Below are 15576 nucleotides of genomic sequence, written 5' to 3' on the forward strand. Positions count from 1 at the left end.
TCGCGCGGCGTATTCGCGGTCGCTTGCGGTCCCCTGGCTGCACGAGCTCCGGACCAGCTGGCCATGTGGCAGATCCAGCGGGGCGCCTCAGGAGTCGGGTCGATCTTGTGCGGGGATGCCGAGAATGGCGAGGAAGGCAGTTGCCGCGGGTGTGCGGGTGCGGTTCCAGATGACGTATTCGACGCGAGCCGGAGCGTCGGCTACTTCGATGGTGACTACGCCCTCCAGCTGTGGCGCGAAGCCGGAGGGGAGCATGGCCACGGCCAGGCCGGGTCTGACGAGGCGAGCGATGTAGTCCGCGCTGGTCACTTCGAAGGCGACGTCCCGGTCGAGACCGGCGGCCGAGAAGGCTTGGTCGGATTGGAGGCGTCCGGCTGTCCCGGCCGGCAGGTCCACGAAGACCTCGGTGGACAACCTGCGAAGATCGATCGTCGGCTCGCCGGCGAGTGGATGGTCCGGCGCGACCACGGCGACCAGCCGGTCGCGGGCGAGTTCCTGGGCGGCGACACCTCGGGGTCGCGCGGTGGTCGGCAGGCCGAGGAAGGCCACGTCGAGGGCTCCTTGCTCGACCTTCTCGACCAGTTCCTCGCTCGCGCCCACCCGCAGGCTGATGCGCACGTGCGGGTGCCGCAGGCGGAACTCACGCAACGCATCCGGGACATCGACAGCGGCGACGGTGGGGATGAGGCCCACGGCGAGCCGTCCGCGAACCTCTCCCACCGCCGCGGCGACCTCGGCGGCCGCGCGCTCGGCGGCGTCCAGGCACTGGCGGGCGGCCGGGAGGAACGCGGCGCCGGCCGGTGTCAGGCGCACCCGGCGGCTGGTGCGCTCGAACAGTCTCGCGCCCAGTTCCCGTTCCAAGCGCGCGATCTGGTGACTGAGGGCGGACTGGACGACCAGACATCGTTCGGCCGCCCGGGTGAAGCTGTTGGTCTCGGCGACGGCGACGACGTAGCGCATCTGCTGGAGTTCCATGGATCAATCGTGAATCGCGATTGATGAAGTGACAAACATGTGTTGGACTCATTGATGCCTACCCGGCGAGACTGCATGTGTGAAAAGCCCAGCTGCACAGATTGTTTCCGGTGGCCGAAACGGTGACGCGCCGCTGGGACATATGTCTCGCGCCGTCCTGACGGCCCTCGCTCCCGTGTCGTGGGGCACGACATATGTCGTCACCACCGAACTCCTGCCACCGGGGCACCCGCTGTTCGCAGGACTTCTGCGCGCGTTGCCCGCCGGTCTGATCGCACTGGCGCTCACGCGGAGGTTGCCGCACGGGACTTGGTGGTGGAAGGCCGCGGTGCTGGGCGTGCTCAACATCGGGCTGCTGTTCCCGCTGCTGTTCCTCGCCGCCGAACGCCTACCGGGCGGCGTGGCCGCGACCCTGGCGGCGGCGCAGCCGCTCGTCGTAGCCGTCTTGGCCGTGGCAGTCCTGCACGAGAACCCCTCGGCGTGGCGGATCGGCTGGGGCGCGATAGGCGTGGTCGGCGTCGGCTTGGTGGTGATCGGGCCGGACGCGGCGCTCGACCCCCTCGGTGTCGTGGCTGGCCTCGCCGCCGCGGCCTCGATGGCACTCGGCCTGACGCTCACCAAACGGTGGGGACGGCCGGCCGAGGCTGGTCCCACCGCTTTCGCGGGCTGGCAACTCACCGCGGGGGGCCTGTTTCTGCTGCCCCTCACGTTCCTGGTCGAGGGGCCGCCTCCCCCGATCGGCCCGCCCGCTGCTCTGGGCTACCTCTGGTTGGGCCTGGTCGGCGGACTGATCGCCTATGTCCTCTGGTTCCGCGGCATCGGCGCCCTGCCCGTCACCTCGGTCGCGGTGCTCGTCCTGCTCTCGCCGCTGGTCGCCGCCGTTCTCGGCGCCATCCTGCTCGGCCAGACCCTCGGTCCGATCCAACTCGTGGGATTCGGGCTCGCCCTCGCCGCGATCGTCGCGGGACAGCTTCCCGCGCCCACGCGCTCATCCACCTCCACCACGACCCCCACACCTGAAAGGACACCTCGATGAAGATCGCCGTCGTCGGAGCCACCGGCATGGTCGGCTCACGCGTCGTCACCGAAGCCGCGAGCCGAGGTCATGAACTCATCGCCGTATTCCGCAAACAGCGGCCGACCGGCCTGCCTTCCGGAGTGAGGGCCGTCGAAGGCGACGCGAACGACCCCGTCCGGATGAGCGAACTGCTCGACGGCGCCGACGCGATCGTGGCCGCTACCCGTCCGGCTCCCGGGCACGAAGACACCGTCACGGCGACGACCAAGGCGCTGCTGGATGCGGCCACGGCTACCCGGACGCGCATTCTCGTCGTCGGCGGAGCGGCCCCGCTTCGGGCCCCAGGGCATCCCGACCGGCTCGTTCTCGACAGCCCGGAGTACGTGCCGGAAGCCATCCGCCCGATCGCCGCCGCCAGCCTCGCGCAGTGGGAGACCTGCCGAGCACACCCGGCCGACTGGATCTATCTCAGCCCTCCCGCCCTCCTCGAACCCGGAGCGCGCACCGGTGGCTACCGGCGCGGTGCCACCACCCTCGTCACCCGCGCCGACGGCACGTCCAGGATCTCGGTCGAAGATCTCGCCGTGGCCGTTCTCGACGAGCTCGAGAATCCCAGCGAGAGCAGACATTTCACCGTCGGCTACTGAGCACGCACGATCGGGACCGACTCACTTGGTGTGTCGATCGCAAGACCATACCGACGGACCCGATTGCCATGACGGAGGAACGGATGAAGCGAGTCCTCGGTATCTCGACCGCGCTCGCCTGCGTCGGCGTCGCGGCGCTGATACCCGCGGATCGACCGGCTGCGCACCGTCCGGTGCTCCACGCCGCGATCGACCTCCCCGCAGGGTTCCAGCCGGAGGGTATCGCGATCGGGTCGCTGCCGGTGGCCTACTTCGGCTCGCGGGCGGACGGCTCCATCTACCGCGCCAGCCTGGTGACCGGGCAGGGCGCCATCCTGAGCCCCGGGCCGGGTACACCGGCGCTCGGGCTCCAGATCGACCATCGCGGTCGGCTGTTCGTCGCGGGCGGCACCGGCGGTGACGCTCGCGTCGTGGACACCCGCACGGGCGAGGTGCTGGCCAGCTACCGGCTCGCGACGCCGCCGGACACGTTCGTCAACGACGTGGTTCTCACGCCCGCGGGTGCGTGGTTCACCGACTCGCGCACGCCGGTGCTCTACCACCTGCCCCTCGGCCACGACGCCGCGCTGCCGCCGGTCGCGGCGGTGATGCGACGAGAGCTGACCGGCGCTATCCGTTACGAGCCCGGAGCGATCAACGCCAATGGGATCGTGCGCACGCCCGACGGCACGGGGCTGATCGTCATGCAGTCGGCAACCGGCAGGCTGTTCCACGTCGAGCCGGCGACGGGCGTGACGCGGCAGGTCGACCTCGGCGCCGAGCAGCTGCCCAACGGTGACGGCCTGCTCTTACGCGGCAGCACGCTGCTGGTCGTCCAGAACCGGTCCAACGCGATCGCCGTGATCGCACTCGATCCCACCGGCGCGACAGGCACGGTCGTACGGCGCGTCACCGACCCGCGTTTCGACATACCGACGACCGTCGCGGCGTTCGGCGAGCACCTGTACCTGCCGAACGCCCGCTTCACCACGCCGCCGACGCCCACCACGCCCTACAGCGCCGTCGCGATCGACCGACCTCGAACAGCCAGTTCGGCCGCTAGCTACAGGCGGCGAGCACGAGTTCGCGGACCCGGGCCGCGTCGGCCTGGCCGCGAGTGGCCTTCATGACGTCGCCGACGATCTTGCCCGCGGCCTGGACCTTGCCGGAGCGGATCTTGTCGGCGATGTCGGGGTTGGCGGCCAGCGCCTTCTCCACCTCGGACTGCAAGGCGCTGTCGTCGCTGACCATGCCCAGGCCCTTGGCCTCGACGATCTGCGCCGGATCGCCCTCGCCCGCCAGCACGTGGTCGACGACCTGCTTGGCCACCTTGTTGTTGATCGTCTTCGCGTCGACCAGCTTGATCACCTCGGCGACCTGGGCGGGGGTGATCGGCAGCTCGTCCAGCGGGACCTCGCGCTCCTTGGCCTTCTCGGTGAGGTAGGCGACCCACCAGGAGCGCGCCTCGTTGGCCGGGGCGCCCGCGTCGACGGTGGCGATGATCAGATCCAGCGCGCCCGCGTTGACCAGGTCGCGCATCACCTCGTCGGACAGGCCCCAGTCGGTCTGGATGCGCGCGCGGCGCAGCCAGGGGTACTCGGGGATGGTGCCGCGCAACTGCTCGACCCATTCCGCGTCGGGGGCGACGGGCTCGAGGTCGGGCTCGGGGAAGTAGCGGTAGTCCTCGGCGGTCTCCTTGCGGCGTCCCGGCGAGGTGCTGCCGTCGGCCTCGTGGAAGTGCCTGGTCTCCTGCACGACCGTGCCGCCGCTCGCGAGCACCGCGCCCTGCCTGCGCATCTCGTAGCGCACCGCGACCTCGACGCTGCGCAGCGAGTTGACGTTCTTGGTCTCCGTGCGGGTGCCGAATTCTGTCGCGCCGACAGGCATCAAGGAGACGTTCGCGTCACAGCGCAGCGAACCCTGCTCCATCTTCACGTCGGAGACCCCGAGCGACTTCAGCAGATCCCGCAGCGCCGTGACGTAGGCCCGCGCGACTTCCGGGGCCCGCTCACCCGCGCCGGTGATCGGCTTGGTGACGATCTCGATCAGCGGCACGCCGGCGCGGTTGTAGTCCAGCAGGGAGTGGCTCGCGCCGTGGATGCGACCGGTCGCGCCGCCGACATGCACCGACTTGCCGGTGTCCTCCTCCATGTGCGCGCGCTCGATGTCCACGCGGAAGATGCTGCCGTCGTCGAGCACCACGTCCAGGTGCCCGTTCGTGGCTATCGGCTCGTCGTACTGGCTGATCTGGTAGTTCTTCGGCTGATCGGGGTAGAAGTAGTTCTTGCGCGCGAAGCGGCCCCACGGTGTGATCGAGCAGTTGAGCGCCAGCCCGATCCGGATCGCGGACTCGACGGCCTTCTGGTTGACCACCGGAAGCGAACCGGGCAGACCGAGGCACACCGGGCAGACCTGGGTGTTCGGCTCGGCGCCGAACTCGGTCGGGCAACCGCAGAACATCTTCGTCGCGGTGGACAGCTCGACGTGGACCTCCATGCCGAGCACCGGCTCGAACCGGGCGATGACATCCGAGTAATCCATCAGGTCGACCGTGGGTGCGCTCATGGCCATCAGTTTAGGTAAGCGCTCCCGCCGCAGCGCAGCGGCTCTCGCGTCGTGGCCGACGCGCTATTTCGGCGGGACCCGCTGCCGCAGCCAGCCGGTGACGTAGTCGAGCACCTCGGGAGCGACGGTCGTTTCGATGGTGCTGTATTCGCTGGGACGGCCGGTCTCGGTGGGCTGCATCAGGTGATTGAGACCCGGGAAGACGTGGACGGTCGCATCGGGGTCGGCGGCGAGGTGCTCGCGCATCGGCTGCGCGCTCTGCGCGGCGGGGACCTGGAGGTCTTTGTCGCCGAAGAAGGCGAGCACCGGGACGCGCAGGGCGGAAAGGGCGGGCGCGGGATCGTAGGCGACCAGGGCGGCCAGATACGGCGTGATCTGCGCGGCCGCTTGGTCGTCCGGCACGCGCTGTTCGGCGGGCAGGGCTTGGTTCTGCCGGATGGCCAGCTGCCTGGCGCCGTCGAGGTCCCCTGCTTTCAACAGCGCGGCCAGCTCGGTGGTGTCGCGCACCCGGGCGTCCACCTGGTCGGGCGGGGTGCCGTTCGCGGTGGCGATCAGGCGGGTCTGCTCGATGAGCACGTCCGAACCGGGGACGCCGGGCCCGGCCATCAGGACGGCGAACGCGACGCCGCTGTCCGGACGCGTGGCGACCAGCGGAGCGAGATAGCCGCCTTCGCTGTGGCCGAAGAGCCCGACCCGGGCCGGGTCGATCTCGGTGCGGGCACGCAGGAAGCCGACGCCCGCGGCCGCGTCTGCGGCCAGGTCGGTGTAGTTCGCCTCGTCCAGCTTGCCGCTCGTGCCGCCGACGCCGCGATCGTCGGTGCGCAGCACGGCGTAGCCCGCGCGGGTGAAGGTGTCGGCCAGCAGCAGGAACGGCTTGTGGCCCATGAGTTCCTCGTTGCGGTCCTGCGGACCGCTTCCGCTGATCATCAAGATGGCAGGGAACGGGCCGGAATCCTGTGGTTCGGTCAATGTGCCCGTGATGGTGATGTCGCCGTTGCGGTAGGTGACGTCCTCGGTCTTGTACGGGAACGGCGGCTTCGGTTCCTGCGGGCGCGCGGGCGGTTCGACTTCGCCTCGGCTCAGCGCCAGCCGGAAGCTCTGGCCCGCCTGCGTGAAATCGCCGGTGATCCGGTCGGTTCCGGATTCGTACTTGCCGCGGAACACCGGATCGCCCGGGATGTCGGGGATCGCGAAGGTCACACCGTTGCGATCGGAGCTGACATCCTTCAGCTGGGCGTCCATCACACCTTGCAGCGGGATGTCGATGGTGGCCGTGCCGTCGTCGCGGAAACTGACCCCGACCTGTAGCGGCTGTCCGGGGACCTCGATGTCGCCGTGCCAATCACCGGTGGTCGGCTCGGGCGGATTCGACTCCGAGCACCCGGCCATCAATGCCGCGATCATGAACAGAGCCAACGCGATCAGTCGCCCACTGCGCATGCGGTTCACAGTACCGACAGTCCGGCTCGACCTGAGCTATTCGCCGCGCGCGTACCGCACCGCCGCGGCGATCTCCGCCATGTCCAGCCGCAGGCCCGGCTCCCGTTCCTGCACCTCGCCGAACTCCAGCAGCGCGTCCTCGACGGTCGTATGCCGAGCGAGCCGGACCAGTTCCCGACGCACGTACTCCCCCAGCGGGACTCCGGCGGAGCGAGCTCGGCGGCCGAGAACGCCGAGCGCCTCGATGGGCAGGTCGTAACTCCGGACGAGCGCCACGGCGTCTTCGCCGATCTCCGGTGCCAGGTCGCGTCCTTCCGATTCCAGGAATTCGACGATCGTGTCATCGGCGGTGCGCCGCCGCGCAAGCGCGACCAGTTCGCGCCGGATGTAGTCCGGCAGCGGTAGCTCGGCCGAACGCGCCCGGCGGCGCAATACGGCGACGGTGGCATCGGGCAGATCGTTCAGGTGGAACTCGGCCATGCGGGCAAGCGTAGCGGGGCAACGGCGCGGACCGCAGACACAGAAACGGTTTCAGTCGCTGGTGCGCCTGCGTTCACTGGTCAGCGATCCGGTCCAACGATGGCTGACAGTCCTGATCACGACGCCATGATGCCATCCGAGGCGACGTGCTTGTCCAGACTGTCGCGCTCCGGCACCGCACTCAGCCGAAGAACGCCTCCGCTTCGCGGTAGCGCTCCGTAGGCACCCGCTTGAGCTGCTTGGTGGCTTCCGACAGGGGAACCAGGTCGATGGAGGTGCCGTGCAGCGCGACCATCTGACCGAACTTGCCCGCGTGCACCGCCTCCGCGGCGTGCAGGCCGAAGCGGGTGGCCAGCACCCGGTCGTAGGGCGTGGGGCTGCCGCCGCGCTGCACATGACCGAGCACGGTGGTGCGTACCTCTTTGCCGATGCGCCGCTCGATCTCCACACCGAGCTGCTGGGCGACGCCGGTGAAACGCTCGTGGCCGAACTCGTCGATACCACCCTCGCGCAAGGTGAATCCGGAATCCGGCGCCGGGTGCGACCCCTCGGCGACGACGCAGATGAAGTGCTTGTCGCCGCGCTGGAAACGCCGTTTGATCATGGCGCACACCTCGTCCACCTCGAACGGGACCTCCGGCACCAGAGTCAGGTGCGCGCCCGCCGCCATGCCCGCGCTGATCGCGATCCAGCCCGCGTGCCGGCCCATGACCTCGATGAGCATGACGCGCTGGTGCGACTCGGCGGTGGTGTGCAGCCGGTCGATCGCCTCGGTGGCGATGCTCAGCGCGGTGTCGTGACCGAAAGTGACGTCGGTGCAGTCGATGTCGTTGTCGATGGTCTTCGGGACGCCGACCACCGGGACGCCTTCGTCGGACAACCAGCTCGCGGCCGTGAGGGTGCCCTCGCCGCCGATCGGGATGAGCGCTTCGATGCCGTTGTCGTCGAGGGTCTGTTTGATCCGGCCCAATCCGGCGCGCAGCACGTCGGGGTTGGTGCGGGCGGTACCGAGGATGGTGCCGCCTTTGGTCAGGATCCGGTCGGTGCGGTCATCGTTGCGGATCTGGATCTTTCGGTCCTCCAATAGGCCGCGCCACCCGTCCTCGAAGCCGACGATCGCGTCTCCGTAGCGGCCGTTCGCGGTGCGAACGACGGCGCGGATGACCGCGTTCAGTCCTGGGCAGTCTCCGCCTCCGGTCAGAACTCCGATGCGCATGGCCGCTATCTTGCCCCTCTTGTCCGATCTCGGCAGCCCCACCCCCGTGAACGGCGCGTAACACTGACCTGGACAGATGACCTCATGCGGCCTGGCAGCGCCCCCCGGCCAGCTCGTCGAGATGCTGGGAGATGACCGTGGCCAGCCTGTCCAGAACGTTCATGCCGTCGCTGAACGCCCCGGAATCCGGCTGCACCGCGACCGCGATCGCGATCTGCCCCGAGGGGATGCTGATGATCCCGAACTGCCGCACCAGGTAGGCGCCCGAGGCGTCCGGGCCCCAGCCGCCCTTGAATTCGGCGCCGCTGAACTCGCCGAGGCCCCAGCGCTGACTCGCGACGACCTGCTCCATCAACGCGGTCACGCGGTCGCCCTGAGGCAGGCAGGGCAACCGCGAGGCGAACCGCACCTGATCGGTCAGCGACCAGTCCGCCTGCCCGAAGGCCGAATGCTCCGAGCGGGTGCGCGTGGCGGGCACGACGGTCTTGCTGTCCCCGCCTTCGCGCAGCACCGCCTGCACGGCCTGCGCCGCCTCCTGCGCGCTGCCCAGCGACTGCCAGAGCACGTCGGCGGCGGCGTTGTCGGATTGCGTGATCGCCGCCGACGCGGCGTAGCTCGTGGCGCCGGGACTGCGCCGCAGCGCGGCGATGGTCAGCGGGACCTTCATCGTCGACCAGGCCGGGCCGCTGGTCCATTCACCGAAGGTGACCACCTGCTCGCCGCCGACCGGCATGATGGCCATGCCGAGCTTGCCGCGCACGCTCGCGGCCAGTTCGGCGTAGCTCGCGGCCAGGGTGCCCGGCACGATGAGCGACAAGCCTTTCTGGTCGGTGCGCGCCGCGGCCTCGGTGATGGTGGGTTCGCTCGTCGCCGGATCCTCGGGGCGGTCGGCGCCGCACCCGGCTACCAGCGATACGACGAGGGCCGCACAGCCCAGAACGTTTCGAGCTCTGCGAAATCGACCAGTGGACATTCTCGACACACTCTTTCCGCGAACTCCGCCGGGTTGCGATGCCGGAGCGGCGTCCGGGCACCGTCCTCCGGCACGCCGACCGCCGGCCGCGACGGCAGGGGCGCGGCCACGAGTCGGCTGATTCTTGTCTCCCCGCCACATGACGACGGCGCGGTCAACAAGCATGGCCACCTCCACCTACCCGCCCGATGTCGCCGAGCGGCCGGGATCGGAACCGGCGCTGCTGAGCGCCGGCCTCACCCGAGAACTGCTTCTCGTTATCCCGGAGAACGTACTAGATGAATTGGTTACGCCCCAGTTCGCCGAAAGCAGCTGACCGCGAGAGCCATTGCGGACCAGCTCACCGCATACCAGCCTGAGTCAATAGCATTGGAGTATCACCCCAGGTGTCAGCGGTTGTAGCTCGGAATGGGGCGGCCGGCGCCGGTGGTGATCAGCTGCGGCAAGCTCTCGGTGATGTAGAAGGTCCAGCCACGCGAGCACGCTTCGAAGCAGGCGGATTCCTTCGCGGTGAGCCCTTCGTGCCTGAAGCGCAGCGTCGTGCCCCGCGCGGCGGCGGTGAGGTCGAAGATGACGTCGGTGCCGGTCCACTCGTCGTGGTCGTCGATGAAGTCGAGGTAGGAGTCCACGACGTGCCAGACCACCCGTCGGTTCGGCACGACCTCGGTGAGCTGGAACCGGGCGAAACGGATACCTTTCTTGCCTTGGGCGGCCTCCCCGGCGTGAGTGCTGTCATCGGTGAAGACGAACTCGTCGCGCACGGCGGCGGTGTCGCCGATGATGTTTTCGCTCCACCACCCGCGCACGTTGGTGATGGCGGAGAAGACCTCCTCCGGCGTCCGGTCGACGGTCGTGGCGGCGGTCAGGTACTCGGTGTTCGACATGGTTGTTGCCTCTCTCTGTTCGGTGGTTTCGCACCACCGACGAAGGAGGCCGCCCGGGATCGACATCGACGCGGAAGAATTCCCAGAAAATTCGATGCACGCGCGGTTAGCGCTGTTCAAAGGCTTCGCAGACGAGCCGTCAAGTAGCGGCGTTCGGCGTCGGTCGGCGCCAGTTCCAACGCCTGCGCGTAGAAATCGGCGGCCTCGGCGACGCGGCCGGCCCGGCGCAGCAGATCCGCCCGCGTCGCGGGCAGCAGGTAGTAGCCATCCAGTTCGCCGGACTCGGCGAGCTGGCCGACGAGGGCGAGTCCGGCGGCGATGCCGTCGGCCATCGCGATCGCCACGGCGCGGTTGAGGTCCACCACGGGAGACGGCGCCAGCCGCGCGAGCTCGGAATAGAGCGCGGCGATCTGCGGCCAATCGGTAGCCGCGGCATCGGGTGCGGTGGCATGACATGCGGCGATCGCGGCCTGTACCTGATACGGCCCGCAACGCCGCATCCCCAGCGCTTCGTCGAGCACCGCGACACCTTCGGTGATCATCGCGCGATTCCATCGGGACCGGTCCTGGTCCTCCAACGTGACCAGCACGCCGCCCTCGGTGCGACTCGCGCGGCGGGCCTCGAGCAGCAACATCAAGGCCAGCAGACCGTGCGCCTCGGGTTCGTTCGGCATCAGACCAACCAGCACCCTGGCGAGGTGGATGCCCTCAGCGGCCAGTGCCCTGCGCCCGTCTTGTTCGTCGTAGCCCTCGTTGAAGATCAGGTACAGCACCGCGAGGACAGCGGCCAGCCGCTGGGGCAGCGACTCCGCCGGTGGGACCCGGTACGGGATCCCGGCCTCGACGATCTTGCGCTTGGCGCGCACCAAGCGTTGCGCCATCGTCGGCTCCGAGGTCAGGAGCGCCTTGGCGATCTCGCCCGTGCTCAGCCCTGCCAACGTGCGTAACGTGAGGGCGACCCTGGCGGGGAACGGCAGTGCGGGATGGCAGCACGTGAAAATCAGTCGTAACCGCTCGTCCGGAATCTCCTCGGCAGGCCGCGAGATCGGATCTCGGGCCAGCACGCCGAGCTGCCGCACTTTCGCCGCTCCCGTCGTGTCACGCCGCAGCCGATCGGTCGCCCGGTGACGGGCCGTGGTGGTGAGCCACGCACCAGGACGAGCCGGAACTCCATCGCGCCCCCACGTCGCCAGCGCCGCGGCGAACGCGTCCTGCGCGCAGTCCTCCGCCAGGTCCCAGTCGCCGGTCAGCCCGATCAGCGTGGCGACCACCTGGCCCCACTCCTGCCGATACGCCGCGTCGACCGCGGAACGAACCGCCTCCGGCGACGTCATTCCCACACGGGGCGGACCTCGACACAGCCCCGGCTCGCGTAGGGATGCAGCGCCGCGAGCGCGATCGCCTCGTCCAGATCAGCGCACTCCAGGATGTCGATACCGCCGATGAAGTCCTTCGTCTCCGCGAACGGGCCATCCGACACCAGGGTCTCCCCGTCACGCACCCGGACCGTGGTCGCGTCCGCCACCGGACGCAGCCGCGCGCCACCGCGCGCGGCTCCCCGTCGATCCACCTCCGCCGCATACGCCCGATGTGCCGGATCCGCCGCGATCTCCTCCATGGACGGGGACACCTTCTCGTCGTCACAGATCAGCAACACGTACTTCATAGCCCCACTATGCCCGACCCACTCGAACCCCACGCCTCCGTCGACGAGTGGCCTTACCGGTTGCCGGTCGACGGCGCACCGCCTAGTTTACTACCAAACGGTACAGAACTAGGAGCCCTCATGACCGGTCACACCACCGCACCCATCGGCGTCGGCATCGTCGGCGCGAATCCCGCTGGAAGCTGGGCCGCCGCGACCCACCTGCCCGCGCTGGCGGCATTGCCGGAGTTCCGCATCACGGCCGTGGCGACGACGAATCGCGCGTCGGCCACGGCCGCGGCCGAAGCCGCCCGGGTGCGGCACGCGTTCACCGACACGGCGGAGCTGGCGGCGCATCCGGAGGTGGATCTGGTTGTGGCGGCGATCAAGTCCACCGGGCACGCGGCGGTGGTGCGCGCGGCGCTCGCGGCGGGGAAGCACGTCGTCTGCGAATGGCCGATGGGCACGAGCGCGGCCGAGTCCGCCGAGCTCACCGCCGCGGCGGTGGCGGCGGATGTCGTGCACACCGTTGTCCTGCAGGGCTACCACTCGCCATCGGTGAACTACGTCAAGGACCTGCTCGCCACGGGCCGCATCGGCGCCGTTTCCGCGGTCACCATCGTCGCGGCCGGAGATCCGTTCGGCGGCGGATCGATTCGGCCCGAACTGGCCTGGAGCGCCGATCCCGCCAAGGGCAGCGGGCTGCTGACGATCATGGCGGGGCACGTGCTCGGCGTCCTCGAGCACCTGGCGGGCGAACTCACCGAAGTAGCCGCCGTCCTCGCCACGCTGCACGACGAACTCACCGTGCTCGGAACCGGCCGGAGCATCCCGAACCGGCAGCCCGGGCAACTGGCACTGGTCGGCCGCCTGGCCAGTGGCGCGGCGGTCGCGGTGACCGTGCACGGAGGAAATGCCGACGCCCCGGACGGATTCGCGCTCCACATTCGCGGGACAGAGGGAACCCTGTCCATCGGCCCGCTCCAGTCCGGGATGTATATGCACTGGGCCGACTGGCGAATCCACTTGCGCTCCAACGGCGGATCGGTCGAGGAGCTCCATGTCCCGGACCACTATCGCTCGGTGCCGCCCACGCTGCCCACAGGCCCGACTGCCCACGTGGCGGGCGTCTACCGCGAGACCGCCGCCGCCATCACCGAGGGCAGGGCCGCCCGCCCCGACTTCACCGTCGGCTTGCGCCAGCGCCGCCTCCTCGACGCCGTCACCGAAGCAGCGGAAACCGGCGTGCGACAGGATGTCACCGAGTTATGAGGCTCCTCGCGAGGACGGCCGGGCCGCGACGACAACGCGCGTGTGACGCCCCCGACCGGGCGATCGGCTGGGAAACCCGACTGAAGTGTGTGACGGTCGGCTCGTGGAGGCGGTGAACCGGACGGCTCGCCTTGAGATCGCCGAGTAAGGTACCGAAAGGTAAGAAACCGGGAGGTGTCCATGCCGGGAGGTCGGCCCCGCAGTTTCGACATCGACAGTGCGCTGGATCGAGCACTGGAGGTGTTCTGGCGGTACGGCTACGAGGGCGCCGCGTTGTCGGATCTCACCGCGGCGATGGGCATCAACCGTCCCAGCTTGTACGCCGCCTTCGGCAGCAAGGCCGAACTGTTCGATCGGGTGCTCGCCCGCTATGCCGAGGGTCCCGGCGGTTACGTCGCCGAAGCGCTCGAACTCCCGACCGCCCGAGCGGTCGCTGCCGCGTTCCTCGAGGGGGCGATCCAGCTGACCACCGGGCACGACAGCCCCGGCTGCCTCTCGGTGCGCAGCGCGCAGGCCTGCGGGCCGGAGGCCGAGCACAGCCGCAAGAGCGCGGTGGCGCTCCGCCTGGCCGGTGAGGCCGCGCTGCGGCGGCGCCTGGAGCAGGCGCGCGCCGACGGCGACCTACCGCGCGACAGCAAACCCGCCGACCTGGCCCGCTACCTCATGACGATCTCCGACGGGATCGCGGTCCAGGCGGCCGCGGGCGCGAGATCGCCCCACTTGCGCCGCACCGTGGACATCGCACTACGGTCCTGGCCCTGCCTCTGACCCTCGTTCCGTGAGTCCTTCCGCCAGAACACTGGCACGTATATTCCATTTCGGCTATATTGCCAATATGGCATCAACGTTCGAGGCGCTGGCCGAGCCTCGCCGCCGGGAGATTCTCGACTTGCTGCGCGCGCGGGAGCGACTGGTCGGCGACTTGGTGGCGGAGCTGCGGTTGGCCCAGCCCACCGTGTCCAAGCACCTGAAGGTTCTGCGTGGCGCGGGTTTGGTGGAGGTCCGCCACGACGCGCAGCGGCGCTGGTACCGGTTGCGACCGGAACCGCTGGCCGAGATCGAGGCATGGCTCGCGCCTTACCGTCGGATGTGGGAATCCAGCCTCGACGCCCTGGAACGCCATCTCGACGCTATGCCCGACGAGAAAGGACGACCATGACCGATTCCCGAGCACGGCTGCACACGATCGACGGCGCCCCGACCCTGCGTTTCGAACGCAGGCTGGCACATCCGCCGGAGAAGGTGTGGCGCGCGATCAGCGACCCGGCCGAGATGGCCGCCTGGTTCCCGGCGGCTGTCACGACCGAGCTGCGACCGGGCGCCGCGATGCGCTTCACCTTCGCCGACGCACCCGAGACCACCGACAGCGTCTCCGCGGGAGAGGTACTCGAAGTCGACCCGCCCAAGGTCTACATGTTCCGCTGGAGCCAGGACGTGCTGCGATTCGAGCTCGTGGCCGACGGCGACGGGACATTGCTGATCTTCACCCACGTCCTCGGCGGAGGACCGCGAGCACGGCTCGGCGCCGCCAGGTCGGCGGTCGGTTGGGACCGCTGCCTGTCCGCGCTCGCCGCCGACCTCGACGGCGCCCACACCGAGCCGGACAGGAGCTGGCTGACGGACATCGAAAGCTACGTCGCGGATTTCGGGCTCGACACCGGCATGTGTGACGAGGTCCCCGACGGCTACGTGCTGCGGTTCGCCCGCGATCTGGTGTGGCAGCCGCCGGAAACGCTCTGGTCACTGCTCGTCGAGGACGAGATTCCCGCCGTGGGCGCTCCCCCACCCGCCCGCGCGACGAACCAGCATGTCGAGGCGGGCGCACTCCTCGGCGTCGATCCGCCCCGATCGATGGAATACCGGTGGCGGCACGAGGGCACCGTCGTCGGCACGGTGCGCTGGTCCTTCGAAGCCGATCCCGACTTCGGCGTGTGGGTGGAACTCACCCAGACCGTACCGGCGCGACTGGCTCGGCTGCGGCCGACCTTACTGGCCGCCTGGCACGTACACCTGGAACTCTTCTTCGCCGCCACCCAAGGCGACATCCGCTGCCCCTGGCCTGCCGAGCGCGTCGCCGTGCTGGCCGAACGGTATGCGGCGGACCTCGGCGAGTAAGCGAATCCCCGCCCCCGCACGAGGATGCCCGACTGCGCCGCGCGGACGAAGCGGCGGCAGGCTCGGCGATTCGAGCTGCCCGCGCCGCTTCGTCCGCCGTCGCCGCGCTCAACAGCGTCGGAAGGCACGGCGAACGAGCGACTACTCCCGTACGCGGCAGGTCCACAGCCGACGCGACCTCGGAGCGGATAGCTCCGCATTCACTGATCAAGCGGCGCAAACGACCCCACGGCCGGGTTCGGACTGCTTACGATCCCGTGGCACATCGTGAACACGCACCTGACCGGCGCGTAGCCGACCGCGTGCCGGCACGCATCGACCGCGTCATCGAAGAGTCTGCCCTCTGGAGTCGAGCCCTTTGTCCACG

The 15576-nt window shown here is 69.4% G+C and carries 17 protein-coding genes; 8 read left to right on the top strand and 9 right to left on the bottom strand.

The window, feature by feature from the left end; all coding sequences use genetic code 11:
* Window positions 1-87: 87 nt before the first annotated feature.
* Entirely contained in the window at window positions 88-975 is an 888-nt protein-coding gene (locus tag GVY39_RS03050) for a LysR family transcriptional regulator (protein ID WP_159920103.1), read from the bottom strand.
* 142 nt (window positions 976-1117) lie between these two features.
* Between GVY39_RS03050 and GVY39_RS03055 the strand changes: the two genes are divergently transcribed.
* From GVY39_RS03055 to GVY39_RS03065, 3 genes are all read left to right on the top strand, one after another.
* Entirely contained in the window at window positions 1118-2011 is an 894-nt protein-coding gene (locus GVY39_RS03055) for an EamA family transporter (protein ID WP_159920105.1), read from the top strand.
* Window positions 2008-2640 (top strand): NAD(P)-dependent oxidoreductase, encoded by a 633-nt coding sequence (locus GVY39_RS03060; RefSeq protein ID WP_159920107.1) that lies wholly within the window; start codon window positions 2008-2010, stop codon window positions 2638-2640. Before GVY39_RS03055 ends, GVY39_RS03060 begins: the two co-directional genes overlap by 4 nt.
* Window positions 2641-2723: 83 nt before the next feature.
* Entirely contained in the window at window positions 2724-3749 is a 1026-nt protein-coding gene (locus tag GVY39_RS03065) for an SMP-30/gluconolactonase/LRE family protein (RefSeq protein ID WP_201295136.1), read from the top strand.
* On the opposite strand, the gene gatB is transcribed toward GVY39_RS03065, so the two are convergent.
* The 5 genes from gatB to GVY39_RS03090 form a co-directional block, all read right to left on the bottom strand.
* Window positions 3679-5184 carry an Asp-tRNA(Asn)/Glu-tRNA(Gln) amidotransferase subunit GatB gene (gatB, locus tag GVY39_RS03070; protein ID WP_159920109.1) on the bottom strand — a complete coding sequence of 502 codons (1506 nt, stop codon included), beginning with the start codon at window positions 5182-5184 and terminating at the stop codon, window positions 3679-3681. The genes GVY39_RS03065 and gatB overlap by 71 nt on opposite strands.
* Window positions 5185-5247: 63 nt before the next feature.
* Window positions 5248-6624 carry a S9 family peptidase gene (locus tag GVY39_RS03075; protein WP_159920111.1) on the bottom strand — a complete coding sequence of 459 codons (1377 nt, stop codon included), beginning with the start codon at window positions 6622-6624 and terminating at the stop codon, window positions 5248-5250.
* A gap of 36 nt (window positions 6625-6660) precedes the next feature.
* A complete protein-coding gene (locus GVY39_RS03080) occupies window positions 6661-7104 on the bottom strand; it encodes a hypothetical protein (RefSeq protein ID WP_159920113.1) in 444 nt (147 codons plus the stop codon).
* Between the two features lie 181 nt (window positions 7105-7285).
* On the bottom strand, window positions 7286-8320 hold the full coding sequence (locus GVY39_RS03085; RefSeq protein WP_159838561.1) for an ATP-dependent 6-phosphofructokinase: 1035 nt from the start codon (window positions 8318-8320) through the stop codon (window positions 7286-7288).
* An 82-nt stretch (window positions 8321-8402) separates the two neighbouring features.
* Window positions 8403-9293, bottom strand: coding sequence for a serine hydrolase (locus GVY39_RS03090; protein ID WP_159920115.1), 891 nt, complete (start codon window positions 9291-9293; stop codon window positions 8403-8405).
* A gap of 163 nt (window positions 9294-9456) precedes the next feature.
* Here GVY39_RS03090 and GVY39_RS03095 point away from each other — a divergent pair, with 163 nt between their 5' ends.
* Window positions 9457-9609 carry a hypothetical protein gene (locus GVY39_RS03095; RefSeq protein WP_159920117.1) on the top strand — a complete coding sequence of 51 codons (153 nt, stop codon included), beginning with the start codon at window positions 9457-9459 and terminating at the stop codon, window positions 9607-9609.
* Window positions 9610-9682: 73 nt separating this feature from the next.
* On the opposite strand, the gene GVY39_RS03100 is transcribed toward GVY39_RS03095, so the two are convergent.
* The 3 genes from GVY39_RS03100 to GVY39_RS03110 form a co-directional block, all read right to left on the bottom strand.
* Entirely contained in the window at window positions 9683-10177 is a 495-nt protein-coding gene (locus tag GVY39_RS03100) for an SRPBCC domain-containing protein (RefSeq protein WP_159920119.1), read from the bottom strand.
* 116 nt (window positions 10178-10293) lie between these two features.
* Complete coding sequence (locus GVY39_RS03105) at window positions 10294-11511, bottom strand: RNA polymerase sigma factor (RefSeq protein WP_159920121.1); 1218 nt, start codon at window positions 11509-11511, stop codon at window positions 10294-10296.
* Entirely contained in the window at window positions 11508-11843 is a 336-nt protein-coding gene (locus GVY39_RS03110) for a YciI family protein (protein WP_159920123.1), read from the bottom strand. The genes GVY39_RS03105 and GVY39_RS03110 overlap by 4 nt, the downstream gene beginning before the upstream one ends.
* Window positions 11844-11963: 120 nt before the next feature.
* Between GVY39_RS03110 and GVY39_RS03115 the strand changes: the two genes are divergently transcribed.
* From GVY39_RS03115 to GVY39_RS03130, 4 genes are all read left to right on the top strand, one after another.
* Window positions 11964-13094 (top strand): Gfo/Idh/MocA family protein, encoded by a 1131-nt coding sequence (locus GVY39_RS03115; protein WP_159920125.1) that lies wholly within the window; start codon window positions 11964-11966, stop codon window positions 13092-13094.
* Window positions 13095-13274: 180 nt separating this feature from the next.
* Entirely contained in the window at window positions 13275-13862 is a 588-nt protein-coding gene (locus GVY39_RS03120; protein WP_159920127.1) for a TetR/AcrR family transcriptional regulator, read from the top strand.
* A gap of 67 nt (window positions 13863-13929) precedes the next feature.
* On the top strand, window positions 13930-14253 hold the full coding sequence (locus tag GVY39_RS03125) for a helix-turn-helix transcriptional regulator (protein ID WP_159920129.1): 324 nt from the start codon (window positions 13930-13932) through the stop codon (window positions 14251-14253).
* The gene (locus tag GVY39_RS03130) at window positions 14250-15209 is read left to right on the top strand and encodes an SRPBCC family protein (RefSeq protein WP_159920131.1); all 960 of its coding nucleotides are present in this window, start codon (window positions 14250-14252) and stop codon (window positions 15207-15209) included. Before GVY39_RS03125 ends, GVY39_RS03130 begins: the two co-directional genes overlap by 4 nt.
* Window positions 15210-15576 lie beyond the last annotated feature (367 nt).

The organism is Nocardia sp. CY15, from assembly GCF_009829295.1.
Classification (GTDB): Bacteria; Actinomycetota; Actinomycetes; order Mycobacteriales; family Mycobacteriaceae; genus Nocardia; species Nocardia sputi.

Coding starts and splice junctions, on each gene's coding strand:
- GVY39_RS03050 (WP_159920103.1), bottom strand. CDS start 975: ATGGAACTCCAGCAGATGCGCTACGTCGTCGCCGTCGCCGAGACCAAC.
- GVY39_RS03055 (WP_159920105.1), top strand. CDS start 1,118: ATGTCTCGCGCCGTCCTGACGGCCCTCGCTCCCGTGTCGTGGGGCACG.
- GVY39_RS03060 (WP_159920107.1), top strand. CDS start 2,008: ATGAAGATCGCCGTCGTCGGAGCCACCGGCATGGTCGGCTCACGCGTC.
- GVY39_RS03065 (WP_201295136.1), top strand. CDS start 2,724: ATGAAGCGAGTCCTCGGTATCTCGACCGCGCTCGCCTGCGTCGGCGTC.
- gatB (WP_159920109.1), bottom strand. CDS start 5,184: ATGAGCGCACCCACGGTCGACCTGATGGATTACTCGGATGTCATCGCC.
- GVY39_RS03075 (WP_159920111.1), bottom strand. CDS start 6,624: ATGCGCAGTGGGCGACTGATCGCGTTGGCTCTGTTCATGATCGCGGCA.
- GVY39_RS03080 (WP_159920113.1), bottom strand. CDS start 7,104: ATGGCCGAGTTCCACCTGAACGATCTGCCCGATGCCACCGTCGCCGTA.
- GVY39_RS03085 (WP_159838561.1), bottom strand. CDS start 8,320: ATGCGCATCGGAGTTCTGACCGGAGGCGGAGACTGCCCAGGACTGAAC.
- GVY39_RS03090 (WP_159920115.1), bottom strand. CDS start 9,293: ATGTCCACTGGTCGATTTCGCAGAGCTCGAAACGTTCTGGGCTGTGCG.
- GVY39_RS03095 (WP_159920117.1), top strand. CDS start 9,457: ATGGCCACCTCCACCTACCCGCCCGATGTCGCCGAGCGGCCGGGATCG.
- GVY39_RS03100 (WP_159920119.1), bottom strand. CDS start 10,177: ATGTCGAACACCGAGTACCTGACCGCCGCCACGACCGTCGACCGGACG.
- GVY39_RS03105 (WP_159920121.1), bottom strand. CDS start 11,511: ATGACGTCGCCGGAGGCGGTTCGTTCCGCGGTCGACGCGGCGTATCGG.
- GVY39_RS03110 (WP_159920123.1), bottom strand. CDS start 11,843: ATGAAGTACGTGTTGCTGATCTGTGACGACGAGAAGGTGTCCCCGTCC.
- GVY39_RS03115 (WP_159920125.1), top strand. CDS start 11,964: ATGACCGGTCACACCACCGCACCCATCGGCGTCGGCATCGTCGGCGCG.
- GVY39_RS03120 (WP_159920127.1), top strand. CDS start 13,275: ATGCCGGGAGGTCGGCCCCGCAGTTTCGACATCGACAGTGCGCTGGAT.
- GVY39_RS03125 (WP_159920129.1), top strand. CDS start 13,930: ATGGCATCAACGTTCGAGGCGCTGGCCGAGCCTCGCCGCCGGGAGATT.
- GVY39_RS03130 (WP_159920131.1), top strand. CDS start 14,250: ATGACCGATTCCCGAGCACGGCTGCACACGATCGACGGCGCCCCGACC.